This window comes from Burkholderia arboris (assembly GCF_902499125.1).
In the GTDB taxonomy this organism is placed as follows: domain Bacteria; phylum Pseudomonadota; class Gammaproteobacteria; order Burkholderiales; family Burkholderiaceae; genus Burkholderia; species Burkholderia arboris.
The window spans coordinates 186,190-205,970 of record NZ_CABVPX010000003.1 but is presented as its reverse complement, the minus strand read 5'-3'; the positions used below and the strand labels follow the sequence as shown (position 1 = coordinate 205,970).

The following is a 19,781-nucleotide window of genomic DNA, read 5'->3' as shown; positions in this document are numbered from 1 at the left end:
CGGCGCGCGTGCATGCCGGGCGTACGGGCGATACGGGCGATACGGGCGATACGGGCGATACGGGCGATACGGGCATCCCGGCAACCGATCCGCCGCAGCGTCGTCACAGCGAGACGCCGTAAACCTCCCGCGCCGCCACGCGAATTGCATCGGCCATCACCGCGACGGCTGGCGAATGCAGCCGGTCGGTGCGCGTGATGATCCCGAAATCGTCCATCCGGCAATCCATCTCCAGCGGCAGCACCGTGACGATCCCGTGCCGCGCGTAATAGCGCGCGACGTCCTCGGCCAGCACCGCGATCATGTCGCTCTGTTCGAGCAGTTGCGTGATGAACAGCAGCGCTGCCGTTTCGACGAGGTTGGCGGGCGGCGCGAGGCTCGCACGCTGGAACACGAGCTCGAAACGATGCCGCAGCACGCTGCCGGCCGGCGGCACGACCCACGCGGCGCGCTGCACGTCCGCGAGCGACAGCGGCACCTGCGCGAGCAGCGGGTGGCCGGTTCGCACGACGGCGGCCACCGGCTCGCCGGTCAGCGGCTCGTAGCGCAGGCGCAGCTTGTCGTGTTCGGCAGAGAGCCGGCCGAGCACGATATCGATCTTCTCCTGCGCGAGATGTTCGAGCAGCACGTTGCTGGTGTCGATCTCGACCGACACGTGCAGGCCCGCGTGCGTGCCCTTCACCGCGGCAACGGCCGGCGGCACGAGCCGCAGCCCCGGCGACGTGATCGCGCCCACCGCCACGTGGCCGAGATGGCCGGCCTTCAGCGCGGCCAGTTCCTCATGCGCCTGGTCGAGACTGCCGAGCGCCATGCGCGCGTGGCGGATCAGCGCGTCGCCGTACAGCGTCGGCCGCATCCCGCGCGGCAGGCGCTCGAACAGCACCGCGCCGATCGATTCCTCAAGTTCGCGCAGCAGCTTCGACGCGGCCGGCTGCGTCATGCTCAGCGCGGCCGCCGCGCGATGGATGCTGCCTTCGTCGGCGAGCGCGACGACCAGCAGGAGCTGGCGTGTCTTCAGGCGGCCACGGTTTCCCCACGGGCTGGCTTCGGGCATCGTACGGGTTTATATCGATATCGGAATCGATATCGTAATCGCCAAAAACGTCATTAGCCAGTTATCAAAATTCTGCCTAGACTGCGCCGGTATCCCGTCACCCGAGGACAGACGATGTCGGCAACAAAACCGAGGCTGCGCTCCGCCCAATGGTTCGGCACGAACGACAAGAACGGCTTCATGTACCGGAGCTGGATGAAGAACCAGGGCATCCCCGATCACGCGTTCGACGGCCGGCCGATCATCGGCGTCTGCAACACGTGGTCCGAACTGACGCCATGCAATGCGCACTTCCGCAAGCTCGCCGAGCACGTGAAGCGCGGGATCTCCGAGGCGGGCGGCTTCCCGGTCGAATTCCCGGTGTTCTCGAACGGCGAATCGAACCTGCGGCCGTCGGCGATGCTCACGCGCAACCTCGCGTCGATGGACGTCGAGGAAGCGATCCGCGGCAACCCGATCGACGCCGTCGTGCTGCTCGCCGGCTGTGACAAGACGACGCCTGCGCTGCTGATGGGGGCGGCGAGCTGCGACGTGCCGGCGATCGTCGTGTCGGGCGGCCCGATGCTGAACGGCAAGCTGGAAGGCAAGAACATCGGGTCGGGCACGGCCGTGTGGCAGCTGCACGAAGCGCTGAAGGCCGGCGAGATCGATCTTCATCACTTCCTGTCGGCCGAAGCCGGGATGTCGCGCTCGGCCGGCACCTGCAACACGATGGGCACCGCGTCGACGATGGCGTGCATGGCCGAGGCGCTCGGCGTCGCGCTGCCGCACAACGCGGCGATTCCGGCCGTCGATTCGCGTCGCTACGTGCTCGCGCACATGTCGGGCATCCGCATCGTCGAGATGGCGCTCGACGGGCTCGTGCTGTCGAAGATCCTGACGCGCGCGGCGTTCGAGAACGCGATCCGCACGAATGCGGCGATCGGCGGGTCGACGAATGCGGTGATCCACCTGAAGGCGATTGCGGGCCGCATCGGCGTGCCGCTCGAACTGGAAGACTGGATGCGGATCGGCCGCGCGACCCCGACGATCGTCGACCTGATGCCGTCGGGGCGCTTCCTGATGGAAGAGTTCTATTACGCGGGCGGGCTGCCGGCCGTGCTGCGCCGCCTCGGCGAAGGTGGGCTGCTGCCGCACCCGGCGGCGCCGACGGTGAACGGCAAGTCGCTGTGGGACAACGTGCGCGAAGCGCCGAACTACGACGACGAGGTGATCCGCCCGCTCGACCGGCCGCTGATCGCGGATGGCGGCATCTGCATCCTGCGCGGCAACCTCGCGCCGCGCGGCGCGGTGCTGAAACCGTCGGCGGCGAGCCCCGAACTGCTCAAGCATCGCGGCCGCGCGGTCGTGTTCGAGAACCTCGACCACTACAAGGCGACGATCAACGACGAGGCGCTCGAGGTCGACGCCAGCTCGGTGCTCGTGCTGAAGAACTGCGGGCCGCGCGGCTATCCGGGCATGGCCGAGGTCGGCAACATGGGGCTGCCGCCGAAGCTGTTGCGCCAGGGCGTGAAGGACATGGTGCGGATTTCGGATGCGCGGATGAGCGGCACCGCGTACGGCACGGTCGTGCTGCACGTCGCGCCCGAGGCCGCTGCCGGCGGCCCGCTCGCGGCCGTACGCAACGGCGACTGGATCGAACTCGACTGCGAGGCCGGCACGCTGCATCTCGACATTACGGAAGACGAACTGCAGCGCCGCCTGTCGGACGTCGATCCGGCCGCGGCACCGGGGGTGGCCGGCCAGATCGGCAAGGGCGGTTACGCGCGGCTGTACATCGATCACGTGCTGCAGGCCGACGAGGGGTGCGACCTCGACTTCCTGGTCGGCACGCGCGGCGCGGACGTGCCGAGCCATTCGCATTGAGCGGCGCGCGGCGCGAGGTGCGCCGCAGCCGGTCGCGGGCGCCCGGCCCGCACGACGTGAAACCGTGAACGCATGACGGCCGGCCGTGACCGGGGCCGAAGCAGGACGCGAACCATGACATCGAGCAGCACGCCGCGTTATCGCGGCATCTTCCCCGTCGTTCCGACGACGTTTGCCGACACCGGTGAGCTCGACCTCGCGAGCCAGAAGCGCGCGGTCGATTTCATGATCGACGCGGGCTCGGACGGGCTGTGCATCCTCGCGAATTTCTCCGAGCAGTTCGCGATCACCGACGATGAACGCGACGTGCTCACGCGCACGATCCTCGAGCACGTCGCGGGCCGCGTGCCGGTGATCGTCACGACGTCGCATTACAGCACGCAGGTGTGCGCGGCGCGCAGCCTGCGCGCGCAGCAGCTCGGCGCGGCGATGGTGATGGCGATGCCGCCGTACCACGGCGCGACGTTCCGCGTGCCGGAAGCGCAGATCTTCGACTTCTATGCGCGCGTATCCGACGCGATCTCGATCCCGATCATGATCCAGGACGCGCCCGCGAGCGGCACCGCGCTGTCCGCACCGTGTCTCGCGCGGATGGCGCGCGAGATCGAGCAGGTCGCGTACTTCAAGATCGAGACGCCGGGCGCCGCGAACAAGCTGCGCGAGCTGATCCGGCTCGGCGGCGATGCGATCGAGGGGCCGTGGGACGGCGAGGAGGCGATCACGCTGCTCGCCGATCTCCATGCGGGCGCGACCGGCGCGATGACGGGCGGCGCGTATCCGGACGGCATCCGGCCGATCCTCGACGCGTGGCGCGCAGGGCGCCACGACGATGCGTACGCGCGCTACCAGGCGTGGCTGCCGCTGATCAATCACGAGAACCGCCAGTCCGGGATCCTCACCGCGAAGGCGCTGATGCGCGCAGGCGGCGTGATCGCGTGCGAGCGGCCGCGGCATCCGATGCCGGAACTGCACCCGGACACGCGCGCGGAGTTGCTCGCGATCGCGCGCCGGCTCGATCCGCTCGTGCTGCGCTGGGCGCACTGAGCGATGCGCGAAGGAGACACGCACGATGAGTGATCCGATTTCGCTGGGTGTCGTCGGGATCGGCAAGATCGCGCGCGACCAGCACCTGCCGGCGATCGCCGCCGAACCGGGATTCGCGTTGACCGCGTGCGCGAGCCGCCACGCGGAAGTCGCGGGCGTCCGCAACTATCCCGATCTGCGCGCGCTGCTGGCGGCCGAGCGCGAGCTCGACGCGGTGTCCCTGTGCGCACCGCCGCAGGTGCGCTACGCGCAGGCACGCGCGGCGCTCGAAGCCGGCAAGCACGTGATGCTCGAGAAGCCGCCGGGCGCGACGCTCGGCGAAGTGGCCGCGCTGGACGCGCTGGCGCGCGAACGCGGCCTCACGTTGTTCGCGACCTGGCATTCGCGCTGCGCGAGTGCGGTCGAGCCCGCGCGCGCATGGCTCGCGACGCGCACGATCCGCGCGGTGCAGGTGCGCTGGAAGGAGGACGTGCGGCGCTGGCATCCGGGGCAGCAGTGGATCTGGGAGCCGGGCGGCCTCGGCGTGTTCGATCCGGGCATCAACGCGCTGTCGATCGTCACGCGAATCCTGCCGCGCGAACTCGTGCTGCGCGAAGCGACGCTGTTCGTGCCGGGCGATGTGCAGACGCCGATCGCGGCCGAACTCGATTGCGCGGATACCGGCGGCGTGCCGGTGCGCGCGGAATTCGACTGGCGGCACGGCCCCGTCGAGCAATGGGAGATCGCGGTCGATACGGCCGACGGCGTGCTCGCGATCAGCCGCGGCGGCGCGCAACTGTCGATTGCGGGCGAGCCGGTCGAGATCGGGCCCGAACGCGAGTATCCGGCGCTGTATGCGCACTTCCACGCGCTGATCGCGCGGGGCGAAAGCGACGTCGACGTGCGGCCGCTGCGGCTCGTCGCCGATGCGTTCCTGTTCGGTCGGCGCGTGCAGACCGACGCGTTCGGCCGCTGAACGTGCGCGCTTCGGCACGAAGCGCGCACGACGAATCTTTCCGGCACACCACGTCACGGCACAAGCCGACATAAAGGAGACACCGCATGAACCGCACGACTCACACGATTCGCCGCCATACGTTGCGCGCGCTGCTGGCCGCGCTCTGCATCGCGCCGCTCGGCATGCAGGGCACCGCGCGCGCCGACGCGCCGCTGAAGATCGGCTTCCTCGTGAAGATGCCCGAGCAGGCATGGTTCATCAACGAGCAGAACGCGGCGTCCGCGCTTGGCCAGAAGGAGAATTTCTCGGTCGTGAAGATCGGCACGCCGGACGGCGAGAAGGTGCTGGCCGCGATCGACAACCTCGGTTCGCAGGGCGCGCAGGGCTTCGTGATCTGCGCGCCCGACGTGCGCCTCGGCCCGGCGATCGCCGCGCGCGCGAAGCGCTACAACATGAAGTTCGTGACGGTCGACGACCAGCTCGTCGATTCGACCGGCAAGCCGCTGACGAACGTGCCGCACCTCGGGATGTCGGCGACCAAGATCGGCAACCAGGTCGGCCAGGCGATCGCCGACGAGATGAAGCGGCGCGGCTGGAAGCCCGAGGAAGTCGGCGCGCTGCGGGTCACGAACTACGAGCTGCCGACCGCCAAGCTGCGCACCGACGGCGCGACGCAGGCGCTGCTCGCGAACGGCTTCCGCAAGGAGAACATCTTCGACGCGCCGCAGAAGACGACCGACGACGAAGGCGGTTTCAGCGCGGCCGCGCCCGTGCTCGCGCGCCATCCGAACGTGAAGAAATGGGTCGTCTACGCGCTGAACGAGGAGACCGTACTCGGTGCGGTGCGTGCGACCGAGCAACTGCACATCCCGTCGGCCGACGTGATCGGCGTCGGTATCAACGGCGCGGGCGAGGCGTTCGCCGAATTCCAGAAGAAGGAGCCGACCGGCTTCTACGGGACGATCGCGGTCAGCTCGACGAACCACGGCAAGGACAGCACGCAGAACCTCGTCGACTGGATCCGCAACGGCAAGACGCCGCCGGCCGACACGCAGACGAGCGGCAAGCTGATGACGCGCGCGAACTGGCAGGCCGTGCGTACCGAGCTCGGCATCTGAGCGTGCGAGGCGAGAAGGCGATGACGATGCAGATGATGACGGCCGTGTCCGGCAGCGACGCCGAGACGGCTACGCCGCCGGGCGGCCCGCTGCTCGCGCTCGACGGCATCACGGTGACGTTCCCGGGCGTGCGTGCGCTCGATGGCGTGTCGCTGTCGGTGCGCGCGGGTGAAGTGCACGGACTGATGGGCGAAAACGGCGCGGGCAAATCGACGCTGCTGAAGGTGCTGTCCGGCGTGAACCAGCCGCAGGCCGGCACGTTGACGCTGAACGGCGCCGTGCAGCGCTTCGCGTCGACACGCGCGGCGCTCGAGGCCGGCATCGCGATCATCTACCAGGAGCTGCATCTGGTGCCCGAGCTGACGGTCGCGGAGAACCTGATGCTCGGGCAACTGCCGAGCCGGCTCGGCGTGGTCGACGAGCGCACGCTCGCCGCGCGCGCACTCGATGCGCTGGAGCGGCTCGGCGAGCACATCGATCCGGGCATTCCGGTGAAGTACCTGTCGATCGGTCAGCGCCAGATGATCGAGATCGGCAAGGCGTTGATGCGCGACGCGCGCGTGATCGCGTTCGACGAACCGACGAGTTCGCTGTCGGCGCGCGAAACGACGCAGCTGTTCCGGATCATCCGTGCGCTGCGCGCGGAAGGCCGCGCGATCATCTACGTCACGCACCGGATGGAAGAGGTCTATGAACTGTGCGACCGCGTGACCGTGTTCCGCGACGGCCGGCGCATCGACACGTTCGATTCCGCGACCGGTCTCGATCGCGACCGGCTGATCGGCTGCATGGTCGGCCGCTCGATCGCAGACGTATACGGCTACCGGCCGCGCACGGCCGGCGACGTGCTGATCGAGGCGAAGGGGCTGGCCGGGCCCGGGCTGGCCGAGCCCGTGTCGTTCACCGCGCGGCGTGGCGAGATCGTCGGCTTCTTCGGGCTCGTCGGCGCGGGCCGCTCCGAGCTGATGAAGCTGCTGTACGGCGCGGTGCGCCCGAGTGCGGGGCACGTCGAGCTGAGCGGAAAGCGCGTCGCATTCGGAAGCCCGCGCGACGCGGTGCGCGCCGGCATCGCGCTGTGCCCGGAAGACCGCAAGCAGGAAGGCATCGTCGCGATTGCGTCGGTGGCCGACAACCTGAACATCAGCGCGCGCCGCCATTTCAGCCCGGCGCGCATGCTGCTCGACGGGCGACGCGAACGCGAACTCGCGCAACGCTACATCGAGCGGCTCGCGATCAAGACCCGCGACGGCGATACGCCGATCGGCGCGCTGTCCGGTGGCAACCAGCAGAAGGTCGTGCTCGCGCGCTGGCTGGCCGAGCGCATCGACGTGTTCCTGATGGACGAGCCGACGCGCGGCATCGACGTCGGCGCGCGCGCGGAAATCTACAACCTGTTCTACGAACTCGCGGAAGCGGGCCGCACGGTGATTCTCGTGTCGAGCGATCTGGCCGAGGTGATCGGCGTGTCGGATCGCATCGTCGTGATGAAGGAAGGACGGATCGCGGGCGAGGTCGCGAAGGCGCACGCGACGCCCGATGCGCTGATCAAGCTCGCGCTGCCGCGCTAGCGGCGTGCTGCAACAACCGGAAAGCATACGACATGAGCCAGGCCATGCAACCCCAACGTACTACCCCGTCCCCCGATGCCGCCGCCGTGCCCGCACGCGCGCGCAGCGGCGTGTGGCAACTGATCAACCGCTCCGGCATCGTGATGGTGTTTGTCGTGCTGTTCGCGACGCTGTCGCTGACGGTGCCGGACTTCCTCACGCCGCGCAACATCCAGGGACTGCTGCTGTCGGTCACGCTGATCGGCTCGATCGCGGTGACGATGATGTTCGTGCTCGCGCTCGGCGAGGTCGACCTGTCGGTCGCGTCGATCGTCGCGTTCTCGGGTGTCGTCGCGTCGACGCTGATCACGGCGACGCACAGCGTGCTGTTCGGCACCGCGGCCGGCGTGCTCGCGGGCGGCGCGGTCGGGCTCGTGAACGGCGTGCTGATCGCGCGCTACCGGATCAATTCGCTGATCGTCACGCTCGCGATGATGGAAGTCGTGCGCGGGCTCGCGTTCATCACGTCGAACGGCGATGCGGTGATGATCTCCGAGGAGCGCTTCTTCGAACTCGGGTCGGGTTCGTTCCTCGGCATCTCCTATCCGATCTGGAGCAACATCGTCGGCTTCGTCGTGTTCGGCTTCCTGTTGCGCAAGACGGTGTTCGGCAAGAACGTGCTGGCCGTCGGCGGCAACGGCGAGGCCGCGCTGCTCGCGGGGCTGCCGGTGATGCGCATCAAGATCGCCGTGTTCGTGCTGCAGGGGCTCGTGACGGGCTTCGCGGGCGTGATGCTCGCGTCGCGGATGAGCCTTGGCGATCCGAAGACGTCGGTCGGCCTCGAACTCGGCGTGATCTCCGCATGCGTGCTCGGCGGCGTGTCGCTGACGGGCGGCGTCGCGACGATCTCCGGCGTGCTGGTCGGCGTGCTGATCATGGGGGCGGTGCAGGACGCGATGAGCCTGCTGAACGTGCCGACCTTTTACCAATATCTGATACGCGGCGGAATTCTGTTGCTCGCGGTGCTGTTCGACCAGTATCGTCGCAACCAGCGGCGCGCGATGAAGATCTGACCGGCAGCGCGGCCGCCCGCGAACGTGACAGATCAGATATCGGGAGACGGCATGCAACAGACTCATCCGGCCGCGTCGGCGACGCTGCTGGCCGACAGCCGCAACACGCTCGGCGAGGGCGCGACGTGGTGCGACAGGGCACACGCGCTGTACTGGGTGGACATCGAAGGCGCGCAACTGTGGCGCTGCCGCGCGGACGGTTCCGGCCTGACACCGTGGGCGATGCCCGAGCGGCTCGCGTGCTTCGCGCTGACCGACGATCCCGATGTGCTGCTCGTCGGGCTCGCGACCCATCTCGCGTTCTTCGACCTGCGCAGCGGCGCGTTCACGCGGATCGTCGACGTCGAGCCTGATCTGCCGACGCGCCTGAACGACGGGCGCTGCGATCCGTCCGGCGCGTTCGTGTTCGGGATGAAGGACGAAGGCGCCGAGCCGCCGCGCGCGGTCGGCGGGTTCTACCGGCTCAACGCCGACCTGACGCTCGAACGGCTCGCGTTGCCGCCGGCGGCGATCGCGAACAGCATCGCGTTCTCGCCGGACGGGGCGAAGATGACTTTCTGCGATTCGCTCGTGCGCGAGATTTTCGTGTGCGATTACCGCGCGGGCGGCGACGTGGCCAACGTGCGGCCGTTCGCGCGGTTGACCGATGCGGACGGCGACCCGGACGGCGCCACGATGGACTGCGACGGCGGGCTGTGGAACGCGCAGTGGGGCGGCCGGCGCGTGGTGCGCTACGGGCCGGACGGCGTCGAGACGGATCGTGTGGCCGTGCCGACCGCACAGCCGAGCTGCGTGGCGCTCGACGGCGAAGGCCGGTTGTACGTGACGAGTGCGCGGGTCGGGTTGAGCGACGATGCGCTTGCGAGCGATGCCGGTGCCGGCGGCGTGTTCGTCGCCCGGACGCGCTACGCAGGGTTGCCGACCGCGCGGTTCGCCGGCACGCCGCGCGGCTGATCGCGGATTCACGCAAGGGATCCCGTTCATGGGATGCCGCTGACGCTGCGCACTGTGCGCTCAGGTCCGCAGTCCACTGCGGATGCGTGAGCGGCACCGGCGCCGTCCGGCTGCCGGAACACCCCGTTCGTCCCTCGACCTGCTGGTAAGATGGCCCGCAATCCCATCCTGCCCGCGCCATGAGCTCCACCCCGACCAAGCCCGCGAACCCGAAGCACGCCGCGACGAACACTACCCGCGTGACGGGCGACAAGCCGAAGGCGCGCGTGCCGCAGCGCATGACCTACGTGATCGGCGGCCTCGACCGGCTGCTGCGTCGCCACATGACCGACGCGCTCGCGCCGCTCGGCATCACGCTCGCGCAATACACGGCGCTGTCGGTGCTCGAGGCGCGCGGCACGTCGTCGAACGCGCAACTGGCCGAGCGCTCGCTCATCACGCCGCAATCGGCGAACGAAGTGATGAGCGTGATGGCCGCGCGCGGCTTCGTCACGCGCGAAGCCGACCCGTCGCACGGCCGCATCATCCTGCTCACGCTGACCGACGCAGGCGCGGCGATGCTGCGCGAATGCGAAACCGTGCTGCGTCCGCTCGAGACGCGGATGCTCGGCGACCTCTCCGCCGACGATGCCGCGCACGTGCAGCGCGCCCTCGAACTGTTCGCGCGCAACCTGCGCGGCTGATCGCTTCCTGAAGTTTCCCGGCGCGGGCCGTCCGGCCCGCTTCCGCGGCCAGTGCCGGTCGCGACTTCTTTCCCCATTTCCGCCGCTTTCCGCTCCGGGTTTACACCGCCACTCGTGCCGCTTGCAATATCAGGTAGCCTGATATTAAATGAAGCCGTCCGCAGCAGGAATGCTGCGCACCGAATCGCACAGGAACGAACGACAGGAACAGACATGAGCAAGTACGACAACCGCTGGCAGACCGTGGACGTGAACGTGGAGGCCGGCATCGCATGGGTGACGCTGAACCGTCCGGACAAGCGCAATGCAATGAGCCCGACGTTGAACCGGGAGATGCTGGAAGTCCTCGACGCGGTCGAGTTCGACGATGAGGCGAAGGTACTGGTGCTGACCGGCGCGGGCGCCGCGTGGACGGCCGGCATGGACCTGAAGGAATATTTCCGCGAGATCGACGGCGGCTCCGACGCGCTGCAGGAAAAGGTGCGCCGCGACGCATCGGAATGGCAATGGCGCCGCCTGCGGATGTACAACAAGCCGACGATCGCGATGGTGAACGGGTGGTGCTTCGGCGGCGGGTTCTCGCCGCTCGTCGCGTGCGACCTCGCGATCGCCGCGGACGAAGCGGTGTTCGGGCTGTCGGAGATCAACTGGGGCATCCCGCCCGGCAACCTCGTCAGCAAGGCGATGGCGGACACGGTCGGGCATCGTCGCGCGCTGCACTACATCATGACCGGCGACACGTTCACCGGCGCGGACGCGGCGGAAATGGGCCTCGTGAACAGCAGCGTGCCGCTGGCCGGCCTGCGCGATGAGACGATCGCGCTCGCCGCGCGGCTGATGGACAAGAACCCGGTCGTGCTGCGCGCGGCGAAGCACGGCTTCAAGCGTTCGCGTGAACTCACGTGGGAGCAGTGCGAGGATTACCTGTATGCGAAGCTCGACCAGGCGCAGCTGCGCGATCCGGAGCGCGGCCGCGAGCAAGGGCTGAAGCAGTTCCTCGACGACAAGACGATCAAGCCGGGCCTGCAGGCGTACAAGCGCTGATACGAGCGCGGACGAACCGCCCACGCAACCGCAAGAGACAGGCAAGGCAGGAGACGACATGACCGACAGACGGATGCTGATCGCCGGCGAGTGGTGCACCGCCCGCGACGGCGGGACCTTCGACCGATTCAACCCCGCGACCGGCGCGCTCGCGTCGCGCGCGCCGGCGGCCGGCGTGGCCGACGCCGACGCGGCGATCGACGCCGCGCACCGCGCGTTCCCCGCGTGGGCGGCGCTCGCGCCGACCGAGCGCCGCCGCCGGCTGCTGAAGGCGGCCGACCTGATGGACGCGCGCATCGACGAGATCGTCGCGACGGGCGTCGCCGAAACGGGCGCGACGCCGGGCTGGCTCGGCTTCAACGTGACGCTCGCGGCGACCATGCTGCGCGAGGCCGCGTCGATGACGACGCAGATCGCCGGCGACGTGATCCCGTCCGACGTGCCCGGCAATCTCGCGCTCGCGATGCGCGTACCGTGCGGCGTCGTGCTCGGCATCGCGCCGTGGAACGCACCGGTGATTCTCGGCACGCGTGCGCTCGCGATGCCGCTCGCATGCGGCAACACGGTCGTGCTGAAGGCATCCGAAGCGTGCCCCGGCGTGCACGCGCTGATCGGCGCGGTGCTGGACGAGGCGGGGCTCGGTGCGGGTGTCGTCAACGTGATTACTCATGCGGCGGCCGATGCCCCCGAACTCGTCGAGCGGATGATCGCGCATCCGCACGTGAAGCGGATCAACTTCACCGGGTCGACGCACGTCGGGCGCATCATTGCGCGCCACGCGGCGGCGCACCTGAAACCCGTGCTGCTCGAACTCGGCGGCAAGGCGCCGGTGCTCGTGCTCGACGACGCCGATCTCGATGCGGCCGTCGACGCGATCGCGTTCGGCGCGTTCTTCAACCAGGGGCAAATCTGCATGTCGACCGAACGCGTGATCGCCGCGCGGGCGATCGCCGATGCGCTCGTCGAACGCCTCGCCGCGAAGGCGCGCACGCTCGTCGCGGGCGATCCGCTCGCAGGCCATCCGCTCGGCACGATGGTCGACGCGGCCGCCGCCGCGCGCGCGGCGTCGCTCGTCGAGGACGCTCGCGCGCACGGCGCGCAGTTGCCGCTCGGCTGCCGCGTCGAAGGTGCGACGATGCAGCCGGCGATCGTCGACGGCGTGACGCGCGACATGCGCCTATATCGCGAGGAATCGTTCGCGCCGGTTGTCGCGATCCTGCGCGCGGACAGCGACGACGAAGCGGTCGCGCTCGCGAACGACAGCGAGTTCGGGCTGTCGGCGAGCGTGTTCAGCCGCGATGTCGCACGTGCGATGGCGGTCGCGCGCCGGATCGACTCGGGGATCTGCCACATCAACGGCCCGACCGTGCACGACGAAGCGCAGATGCCGTTCGGCGGCACGAAGGCGAGCGGCTACGGCCGCTTCGGCAGCCGCGCGTCGATTGCCGAATTCACCGAGCTGCGCTGGATCACCGTGCAGACCACGCCGCGTCACTACCCGATATGAGCGAGCCGACGATGAATGTTGCAACGCCCGCGAGCGGGCCGGTGAACGACACGGGCGGCGTGCGCTATCGCGCGGCGGCCGTTGCCGTCGGTGCGGCCGAGATTCGTCGCGCGGATAACGGCGCGTGGTACCTGCGCTCGCGCGAACCGCTCGGTGACTACCCGACGCGCCTGACCGACTGCCTCGTGCGCGGCGCACAGGCGCATCCCGACCGCGTGCTGGCCGCGCGGCGCGGCGCCGACGGTCGCTGGATCGAGATCACCTACGCGCAGATGCTCGAACGCGCCCGCGCGCTCGGCCAGGGCCTCGTCGATCTCGGCCTGTCGGCCGAGCGTCCGCTCGCGGTGCTGTCCGGCAACGATCTCGAGCATCTGCAGCTGATGTTCGCGGCGATGCTGGCCGGCGTGCCGTACTCGCCGATCTCGCCCGCGTATTCGCTGGTGTCGACCGACTACGGCAAGCTGCGTCACACGCTCGGCGTGCTGCGGCCGGGCGCGGTGTTCGTCGCCGAACGCGCGCCGTTCACGCGTGCGCTCGACGCGACGCTGCCGGCCGATGCGGCGCTGATCGTCGCGCACGATGCCGATGGCGATGCCGGAGCGCGCGCGGTGCCGCTGTCGTGCCTGCTCGCCACCGTCCCGCGCACGATCGATGAAATCCACGCGGCGGTCGGCCCGGATCATCTCGCGAAGATCCTGTTCACGTCCGGTTCGACGAAGCAGCCGAAGGCCGTTCCGACCACGCACCGGATGCTGTGCAGCAACCAGCAGATGCTGCGCCAGACGATGCCGGAGCTGACGCGCGAGCCGCCGGTGCTGGTCGACTGGCTGCCGTGGAATCACACGTTCGGCGGCAGTCACAACCTCGGCATCGCGCTGTACAACGGCGGCACGCTGTACATCGACGACGGCCGCCCGGTTCCCGGCCGCTTCGACGAAACCGTGCGCAACCTGCGCGAGATTGCGCCGACCATCTACTTCAACGTGCCGAAGGGCTGGGAGGAGCTGACCGCCGCGCTCGAAAGCGACGCCGTGCTGCGCGACACGTTTTTCTCGCGCGTGAAGCTGTATTTCTTTGGCGGCGCGGGGCTGTCGCAGGCCGCGTGGGACAGGCTCGACCGCGTGACCGACGCGCATTGCGGCGAGCGCATCCGGATCATGGCCGGCCTCGGGATGACGGAGGCGTCGCCGTCGTGCCTGTTCACGACAGGGCCGCTGATGCGCGCCGGCTACATCGGGCTGCCCGCGCCCGGTTGCGACGCGAAGCTCGTGCCGTGCGGCGGCAAGCTCGAACTGCGTTTCAAGGGGCCGAACGTGATGCGCGGCTACTGGCACGCGGACGTCGATCCGCGCGATGTGTTCGACGACGAAGGCTATTACCGCAGCGGCGACGCGGGCGTGTTTGCCGATCCCGAGCGGCCGGAACTCGGGCTGCTGTTCGACGGCCGGCTGACCGAGGACTTCAAGCTGAGCAGCGGCACGTTCGTGAGCGTCGGGCCGTTGCGTGCGAACGCGGTATCGAGTGGCGCGCCGTACGTGCAGGACGTGGTCGTCACCGGGATCAATCGCGACGACATCGGCTTGCTGGTGTTTCCGCGTGTCGACGCGTGTCGTGCGCTGGCGGGGCTTGCAGCCGATGCACCGGTCGCCGACGTGCTGCGCGCGCCGGCCGTGCGCGCGGCGTTCGCGGCGTGGCTTGCCGCGCTGAACCGGCATGCGAGCGGCGGCTCGACATTCGTCGCGCGCATCCGGTTGATGGACACGCTGCCGTCGCTCGATCTTGGCGAAGCGACCGACAAGGGTTCGCTGAACCAGGCGGCCGTGCAGAAGCATCGCGCGGCGACGATCGACGCGCTGTACGACCCGGCGCGGCACGATCCCGACGTGATTTACGCGTAAGCGGTTGGCAGGTACGAGCCGCTACAAGCAGGCGTAACGACCGGCTGGCCACGTGACCGACAGGCATTCTTGCGGCCAGTGACTCAGGTTGCCTGATAAAGGCGGCCGTTTCGACGACACCTCGCGCACCGGTCCGCCACTGGCCGGCGGCGGCGCGCGGCGGTTGTTGCACGGCCGACCGACTACAAGACAAGACATCGGATTTGGAGACAGCATGAACACTTACGTTGCCGAAAAACCCACGGTCGCGACCACGCTCGCGCTGTGTTTCGCGATCGCCCTCCTCGAAGGGCTCGACCTGCAGTCGGTCGGCGTCGCCGCACCGCGCATGGCGCGCGAATTCGGGCTCACCGTATCGCAGATGGGCATCGCGTTCAGCGCGGGCACCTTCGGGCTGCTGCCGGGCGCGATGCTCGGCGGCCGGCTCGCCGACCGGATCGGCCGCAAGCGCGTGCTGATCGCCTCGGCCGTGCTGTTCGGGCTGCTGTCGATCGCCACCGCGCAGGTGTCGACGTTCGCGATGCTCGTCGTCGTGCGCGTGCTGACCGGCATCGGGCTCGGCGGCGCGATGCCGAACCTGATCGCACTGTCGTCCGAAGCAGTCGAGCCGCGCTCGCGCAGCAGCGCGGTGGCGGCGATGTACTGCGGCATCCCGTTCGGCGGCGTGATCGCATCGCTGATCGGCGTGCTGCTCGCCGGCGACACCGAATGGCGGCACATCTTCTACGTCGGCGGCGCGGGGCCGCTGCTGCTCGTGCCGCTGCTGGTGGGGTTCCTGCCGGAGTCGCGTGCGTACCTCGACGTCGCCGGCACGCAGGCCGCGCGCGCGAGCGTCGCCCGCACGCTGTTCGGCGACGGCCGCACGACGTCGACGGTCGCGCTGTGGGTCAGCTACTTCTGCACGCTGATCGTCCTCTACTTCCTGCTGAACTGGCTGCCGTCGCTGATGGCCGCGCGCGGACTCGATCGCGAGCACGTCGGCCTCGTGCAGATCGCGTTCAACGTCGGCGCGGGGCTCGGCGCGCTCGGCATCGGCGCGGCGCTCGACCGGATGCGCGCGTCTCGCGTGGTCGGCGGCATGTATGTCGGCATCGTGCTGTCGCTTGCCGCGCTCGCAGCGGCGCCCGGCTTCGCGTCGCTCGCGGCGGCCGCGTTCGCGGCCGGGATGTTCGTGGTCGGCGGGCAGTCGGTGCTGTATGCGCTTGCGGCGATGTACTACCCGACCGCGATGCGCGGCACGGGCGTCGGCACGGCGGTGGCCGTCGGCCGCCTCGGTTCCGTCGTCGGGCCGCTTGCGGCCGCGACGCTGCTGGCCGCCGGCCGCAGCGCGCCGGTCGTGATCGGCGCGAGCATCCCCGTCACGCTCGTCGCGGCCGTTGCCGCGCTGCTGCTGATTCGCCGCCCGCAAGCCGGCGACTGACCTTTCCCGTTTCTTCAATGCGTGCCGTCAGAGCGCGCGATTACTCACGGTCTGGAGACACAACGAAATGAAGACGAAGACAAGGAACGGCCTGCTGGCCGCCGGCGCGTGCTGCGCGCTGGCCGCGCCGGCGGCGCACGCGCAATCGAGCGTGACGCTGTACGGGATCATCGATACGGGCGTCGAATTCGTGTTGCACGCAAACGCGGCCGGCGACCACGTGGTGCGCATGCCGGGCGTGACGGGCGAACTGCCGTCGCGCTGGGGGCTGCGCGGCGCGGAGGATCTCGGCGGCGGCTATCAGGCGGTGTTCACGCTCGAAAGCGGCTTCAACGTGCGCGGCGGCGATCTCGGGCAGGGCGGCCGGCTGTTCGGGCGGCAGGCGTTCGTCGGGCTGAAGGGTGACTTCGGCACGCTCGCGTTCGGCCGCCAGTACACGATGACCTATCTCGCGTTGCAGGGCGCGGACATCATCGGCCCCGACATCTACGGGCTCGGTTCGCTCGATGCCTATGTGCCGAACGGCCGCGCCGACAACGCGGTGACCTACGTCGGCACCTATCGCGGCGTGACGCTCGGCGCGGCCTATTCGTTCGGCCGGGACGGCGCGGGCACCGGCAACTCGCCGGGGCAAGGAACGTGCGCGGGGCAGGTGCCGGGCGACGCCACGCAGTGTCGCGACTGGTCGGTGATGCTCAAGTACGACAGCGCGTATTTCGGGGCGGCGGCGTCGTACGAGGAGCAACGCGGCGGCGCCGGCGCGGCCGCGAACTTCTTCGACGGCATCGCGCCGGTCGCCTTCACGAGCAGCGGCGGCAAGGACGCGCGCACGCACGTGAGCGCCTACGCGCAGGCGGCGGGCGCGCGGATCGGCGCGGGCTGGATCGGGCGGCGCGTGTCGACCGGCTCGCCGGCCGCGGCTGGTGCGCATTCGGACCTGTTCTTCGTCGGCGCGTCGTATGCGGTGAAGCCCGATTTCGTCGTCGATGGAGAAGGCTACCGGATCGTCAACAGCGCGCACGACACGCGCGCGACGATGGCGACATTGCGCGCGACTTATCTGCTGACGAAGCGCACGGCCGTCTATGCGCAATCGTCGTATCTGTGGAACAGCGCGCATGCGCGCTACGCGGTCAGCGGCGGTGGGGCCGGCACGACGCCCGGCGAAGGGATGGGGCAGCTCGGCGCGATGGTCGGCGTGCGGCACATGTTCTGATCCGGCAGCCTGACGAACGGGAGATATCTTGCACAGGAAATCTGCATTCCTCTGTATCGCGCCGCTGTCCGCGGCGGCCATGCTCGCCGGGTGCGGCGGCGACGATTCGGTCAACGCCGCGCCCACGCATCTGAGCGCCGCGACGCCGGCCGAGATGGCGCAGACCTGCGACGCGCTCGCCGCGAAGCTCGCCTATGCGAACACGTCGTTCACGTCGGTGACGACCGCAGCCGCCGGCGCGCTCACGGTAGCCGGCAAGCCGATCGCCGAGCACTGCGTGATCGAAGGGAAGATGAACGAGCGCGTGAGCACGGTGGACGGCAATACCTATGCGATCGGCTTCGAGATGCGTCTGCCGAAAGCATGGAACGGCCGCTTCTTCTACCAGGCGAACGGCGGGCTCGACGGCAACGTCGTGACCGCGACCGGCGAGATCGGCGGCGGCGGGCCGCTGAGCGATGCGCTGAACCTGGGTTTCGCCGTGATCAGTTCGGATTCCGGGCACAGTGCCGCGCAGAATCCGCTGTTCGGCCTCGATCCGCAGGCTCGCATCGACTACGGTTATGGCGCGGTCGACGCGCTCACGCCGATGGCGAAGCAGGTGATCCGTCTTGCATACGGCAAAGCGCCCGACCGCAGCTATTTCGGCGGCTGCTCGAACGGCGGCCGTCACGCGATGGTCACGGCGGTGCGCAACCCGGCCGACTACGACGGCATCATCGTCGGCGATCCGGGTTTCCATCTGCCGAAGGCGGCGATCGGCGAGATGTACGGCGCGCAGCAGTTCGCGAAGATCGCGTCGGCGACGGGCACGAACGGGTTGCCGGATATCCGCAGCGGCTTCACCGATGCGGAGCGGCAGTTCGTCGGTGCGAAGATCCTCGACAAATGCGATGCGCTCGACGGTGCGGCCGACGGGATGGTGCAGGACGTCGCCGCATGCCAGGCGCATTTCAGCGTCGATACCGATATCCCGACCTGCGCGAACGGCGCGCGCACGGGCGCCTGCCTGACGCCCGCGCAGAAAACCGCGCTGGAGAACGTGTTCGCGGGTGCGCGCAACAGCGCGGGCACGGCGCTGTACGCGAGTTTTCCGTACGATCCTGGCGTGGCCGGCAGCGGCTGGGCTGCATGGAAGCAGTCGAATTCGGTCACGCTCGATCCGGCCGCGATGGCGTTCACGTTCATGACGCCGCCGAAAACCGCCGCGACGCTCGCGAACCTGCCCGGTTTCGCGCTCGGCTTCGACATGGACAACGACGCGCCGGCCATCTTCGCGACGAACGGCGTGTACACGCAATCCGCGTGGTCGTTCATGACGCCGCCCGACGAGACGAACCTGTCCGCGCTGAAGTCGCGCGGCGCGAAGCTGATCGCGTATCACGGCACGGGCGACCCGGTGTTCTCGTTCAACGATACGCGCGACTGGTACGCGAACGTCGCGCAGGCGAACGGCGGCGACGCGTCGGATTTTGCGCGCTTCTATCCGGTGCCGGGGATGAACCATTGCTCGGGCGGGCCGGCGACCGACCAGTTCGACATGCTGACGCCGCTCGTCGCGTGGGTCGAGCAGGGGCAGGCGCCGGCCGCGATCGTCGCCGCCGCGCGCGACACGACGAACGCGGTGCCGAATGCCGATGTGCCCACGTCGTGGGGCACGGGCCGCACGCGGCCGCTGTGCCCGTATCCGCAGGTCGCGCGCTATAACGGCTCGGGCGACGCGAATGCGGCGGCGAGCTTCAGTTGTCGGTGAAGTAGCCGTCGATGGGAAGCGGCCGGCGCGAGCAGTGACGCGCCGGCCGAATCGTTCCTGCAAGCAGGCGCTCACTTACTCGCCGAGATCGACCGGCACGTCGAGCCCGACCTTCACGCGGCTCATGCTCACCAGCGTCTTGAACCGCTTCACGTTGTTGTTCGCGAAGAACAGCTCGCGCGTGAGCGCGTTGTACTGATCCATGTTGCGCACCGCGAGGATCAGCACGAAATCCCATTCCCCCGTCACGTAGTAGCACTGCTGGATCTGCGGGCAGCGCTCGAACGCGCGTTTCATTGCATCGAGCTGGCCGATCTGCTCGCTCTCGACCTCGACGTTCACGATGATCGTCAGCGGATGATCGACCTTGTCCGGCGCGATCACGGCCGTGTAGCGCTCGATCACGCCGTCTTCCGCGAGACGTTTCAGGCGCCGGTTCACGGCCGCGGTCGACAGGTTGACGCGCGCGCCGAGCTCGGCCTGCGGCGTTTGCGCGTCGCGCTGGAGTTCCATCAGCAGCTTGCGGTCGAACGCATCGAGTGGGGTCGTCATGATGGCGCGTGAAACCTCGAAAGAATGAGAAATTTTTGCGTTGAAGCCGTCGATTTGGCGATTTTATTGATCGGCCTGCGCAATATTATTTTTCCAACCGACGGCGAGCGCAACT

16 protein-coding genes are annotated in these 19,781 nt (G+C 69.0%); 14 read left to right on the top strand and 2 right to left on the bottom strand.

What is annotated here, in order from left to right; genetic code table 11:
• Positions 1-103: 103 nt before the first annotated feature.
• Positions 104-1,054: a LysR substrate-binding domain-containing protein gene (locus BLA15945_RS05345; RefSeq protein ID WP_059238380.1), complete on the bottom strand. Its 951-nt coding sequence runs from the start codon at positions 1,052-1,054 to the stop codon at positions 104-106.
• A gap of 114 nt (positions 1,055-1,168) precedes the next feature.
• Here BLA15945_RS05345 and BLA15945_RS05340 point away from each other — a divergent pair, with 114 nt between their 5' ends.
• From BLA15945_RS05340 to BLA15945_RS05275, 14 genes are all read left to right on the top strand, one after another.
• A complete protein-coding gene (locus tag BLA15945_RS05340; RefSeq protein ID WP_174991697.1) occupies positions 1,169-2,920 on the top strand; it encodes an IlvD/Edd family dehydratase in 1,752 nt (583 codons plus the stop codon).
• A 114-nt stretch (positions 2,921-3,034) separates the two neighbouring features.
• Complete coding sequence (locus tag BLA15945_RS05335) at positions 3,035-3,964, top strand: dihydrodipicolinate synthase family protein (protein WP_059238384.1); 930 nt, start codon at positions 3,035-3,037, stop codon at positions 3,962-3,964.
• Positions 3,965-3,989: 25 nt separating this feature from the next.
• Positions 3,990-4,919: a Gfo/Idh/MocA family protein gene (locus tag BLA15945_RS05330; RefSeq protein WP_059238386.1), complete on the top strand. Its 930-nt coding sequence runs from the start codon at positions 3,990-3,992 to the stop codon at positions 4,917-4,919.
• A gap of 86 nt (positions 4,920-5,005) precedes the next feature.
• Positions 5,006-6,019: an arabinose ABC transporter substrate-binding protein gene (locus tag BLA15945_RS05325; RefSeq protein WP_174991696.1), complete on the top strand. Its 1,014-nt coding sequence runs from the start codon at positions 5,006-5,008 to the stop codon at positions 6,017-6,019.
• A gap of 20 nt (positions 6,020-6,039) precedes the next feature.
• Positions 6,040-7,587, top strand: coding sequence for an L-arabinose ABC transporter ATP-binding protein AraG (araG, locus tag BLA15945_RS05320; RefSeq protein WP_174991695.1), 1,548 nt, complete (start codon positions 6,040-6,042; stop codon positions 7,585-7,587).
• A 32-nt stretch (positions 7,588-7,619) separates the two neighbouring features.
• The gene (gene araH / locus BLA15945_RS05315) at positions 7,620-8,639 is read left to right on the top strand and encodes an L-arabinose ABC transporter permease AraH (protein WP_059238391.1); all 1,020 of its coding nucleotides are present in this window, start codon (positions 7,620-7,622) and stop codon (positions 8,637-8,639) included.
• 51 nt (positions 8,640-8,690) lie between these two features.
• On the top strand, positions 8,691-9,593 hold the full coding sequence (locus tag BLA15945_RS05310; protein WP_174991694.1) for an SMP-30/gluconolactonase/LRE family protein: 903 nt from the start codon (positions 8,691-8,693) through the stop codon (positions 9,591-9,593).
• Between the two features lie 179 nt (positions 9,594-9,772).
• Positions 9,773-10,276, top strand: a complete 504-nt coding sequence (locus tag BLA15945_RS05305; protein WP_059238396.1) for a MarR family winged helix-turn-helix transcriptional regulator — start codon at positions 9,773-9,775, stop codon at positions 10,274-10,276.
• 213 nt (positions 10,277-10,489) lie between these two features.
• Positions 10,490-11,320, top strand: coding sequence for a p-hydroxycinnamoyl CoA hydratase/lyase (locus BLA15945_RS05300; protein WP_174991693.1), 831 nt, complete (start codon positions 10,490-10,492; stop codon positions 11,318-11,320).
• Between the two features lie 58 nt (positions 11,321-11,378).
• Positions 11,379-12,827, top strand: coding sequence for an aldehyde dehydrogenase (locus BLA15945_RS05295; RefSeq protein ID WP_174991692.1), 1,449 nt, complete (start codon positions 11,379-11,381; stop codon positions 12,825-12,827).
• Positions 12,824-14,725, top strand: coding sequence for a feruloyl-CoA synthase (locus BLA15945_RS05290; RefSeq protein ID WP_174991691.1), 1,902 nt, complete (start codon positions 12,824-12,826; stop codon positions 14,723-14,725). The genes BLA15945_RS05295 and BLA15945_RS05290 overlap by 4 nt, the downstream gene beginning before the upstream one ends.
• A gap of 214 nt (positions 14,726-14,939) precedes the next feature.
• On the top strand, positions 14,940-16,145 hold the full coding sequence (gene mhpT / locus BLA15945_RS05285) for a 3-(3-hydroxy-phenyl)propionate transporter MhpT (protein WP_174991690.1): 1,206 nt from the start codon (positions 14,940-14,942) through the stop codon (positions 16,143-16,145).
• Between the two features lie 67 nt (positions 16,146-16,212).
• Positions 16,213-17,361 (top strand): porin, encoded by a 1,149-nt coding sequence (locus tag BLA15945_RS05280; protein ID WP_174991689.1) that lies wholly within the window; start codon positions 16,213-16,215, stop codon positions 17,359-17,361.
• Between the two features lie 28 nt (positions 17,362-17,389).
• A complete protein-coding gene (locus BLA15945_RS05275) occupies positions 17,390-19,114 on the top strand; it encodes a tannase/feruloyl esterase family alpha/beta hydrolase (RefSeq protein ID WP_174991688.1) in 1,725 nt (574 codons plus the stop codon).
• A gap of 75 nt (positions 19,115-19,189) precedes the next feature.
• Here BLA15945_RS05275 and BLA15945_RS05270 read toward each other — a convergent pair whose 3' ends face one another.
• Positions 19,190-19,666, bottom strand: a complete 477-nt coding sequence (locus tag BLA15945_RS05270) for an Lrp/AsnC family transcriptional regulator (RefSeq protein ID WP_059238411.1) — start codon at positions 19,664-19,666, stop codon at positions 19,190-19,192.
• Positions 19,667-19,781 lie beyond the last annotated feature (115 nt).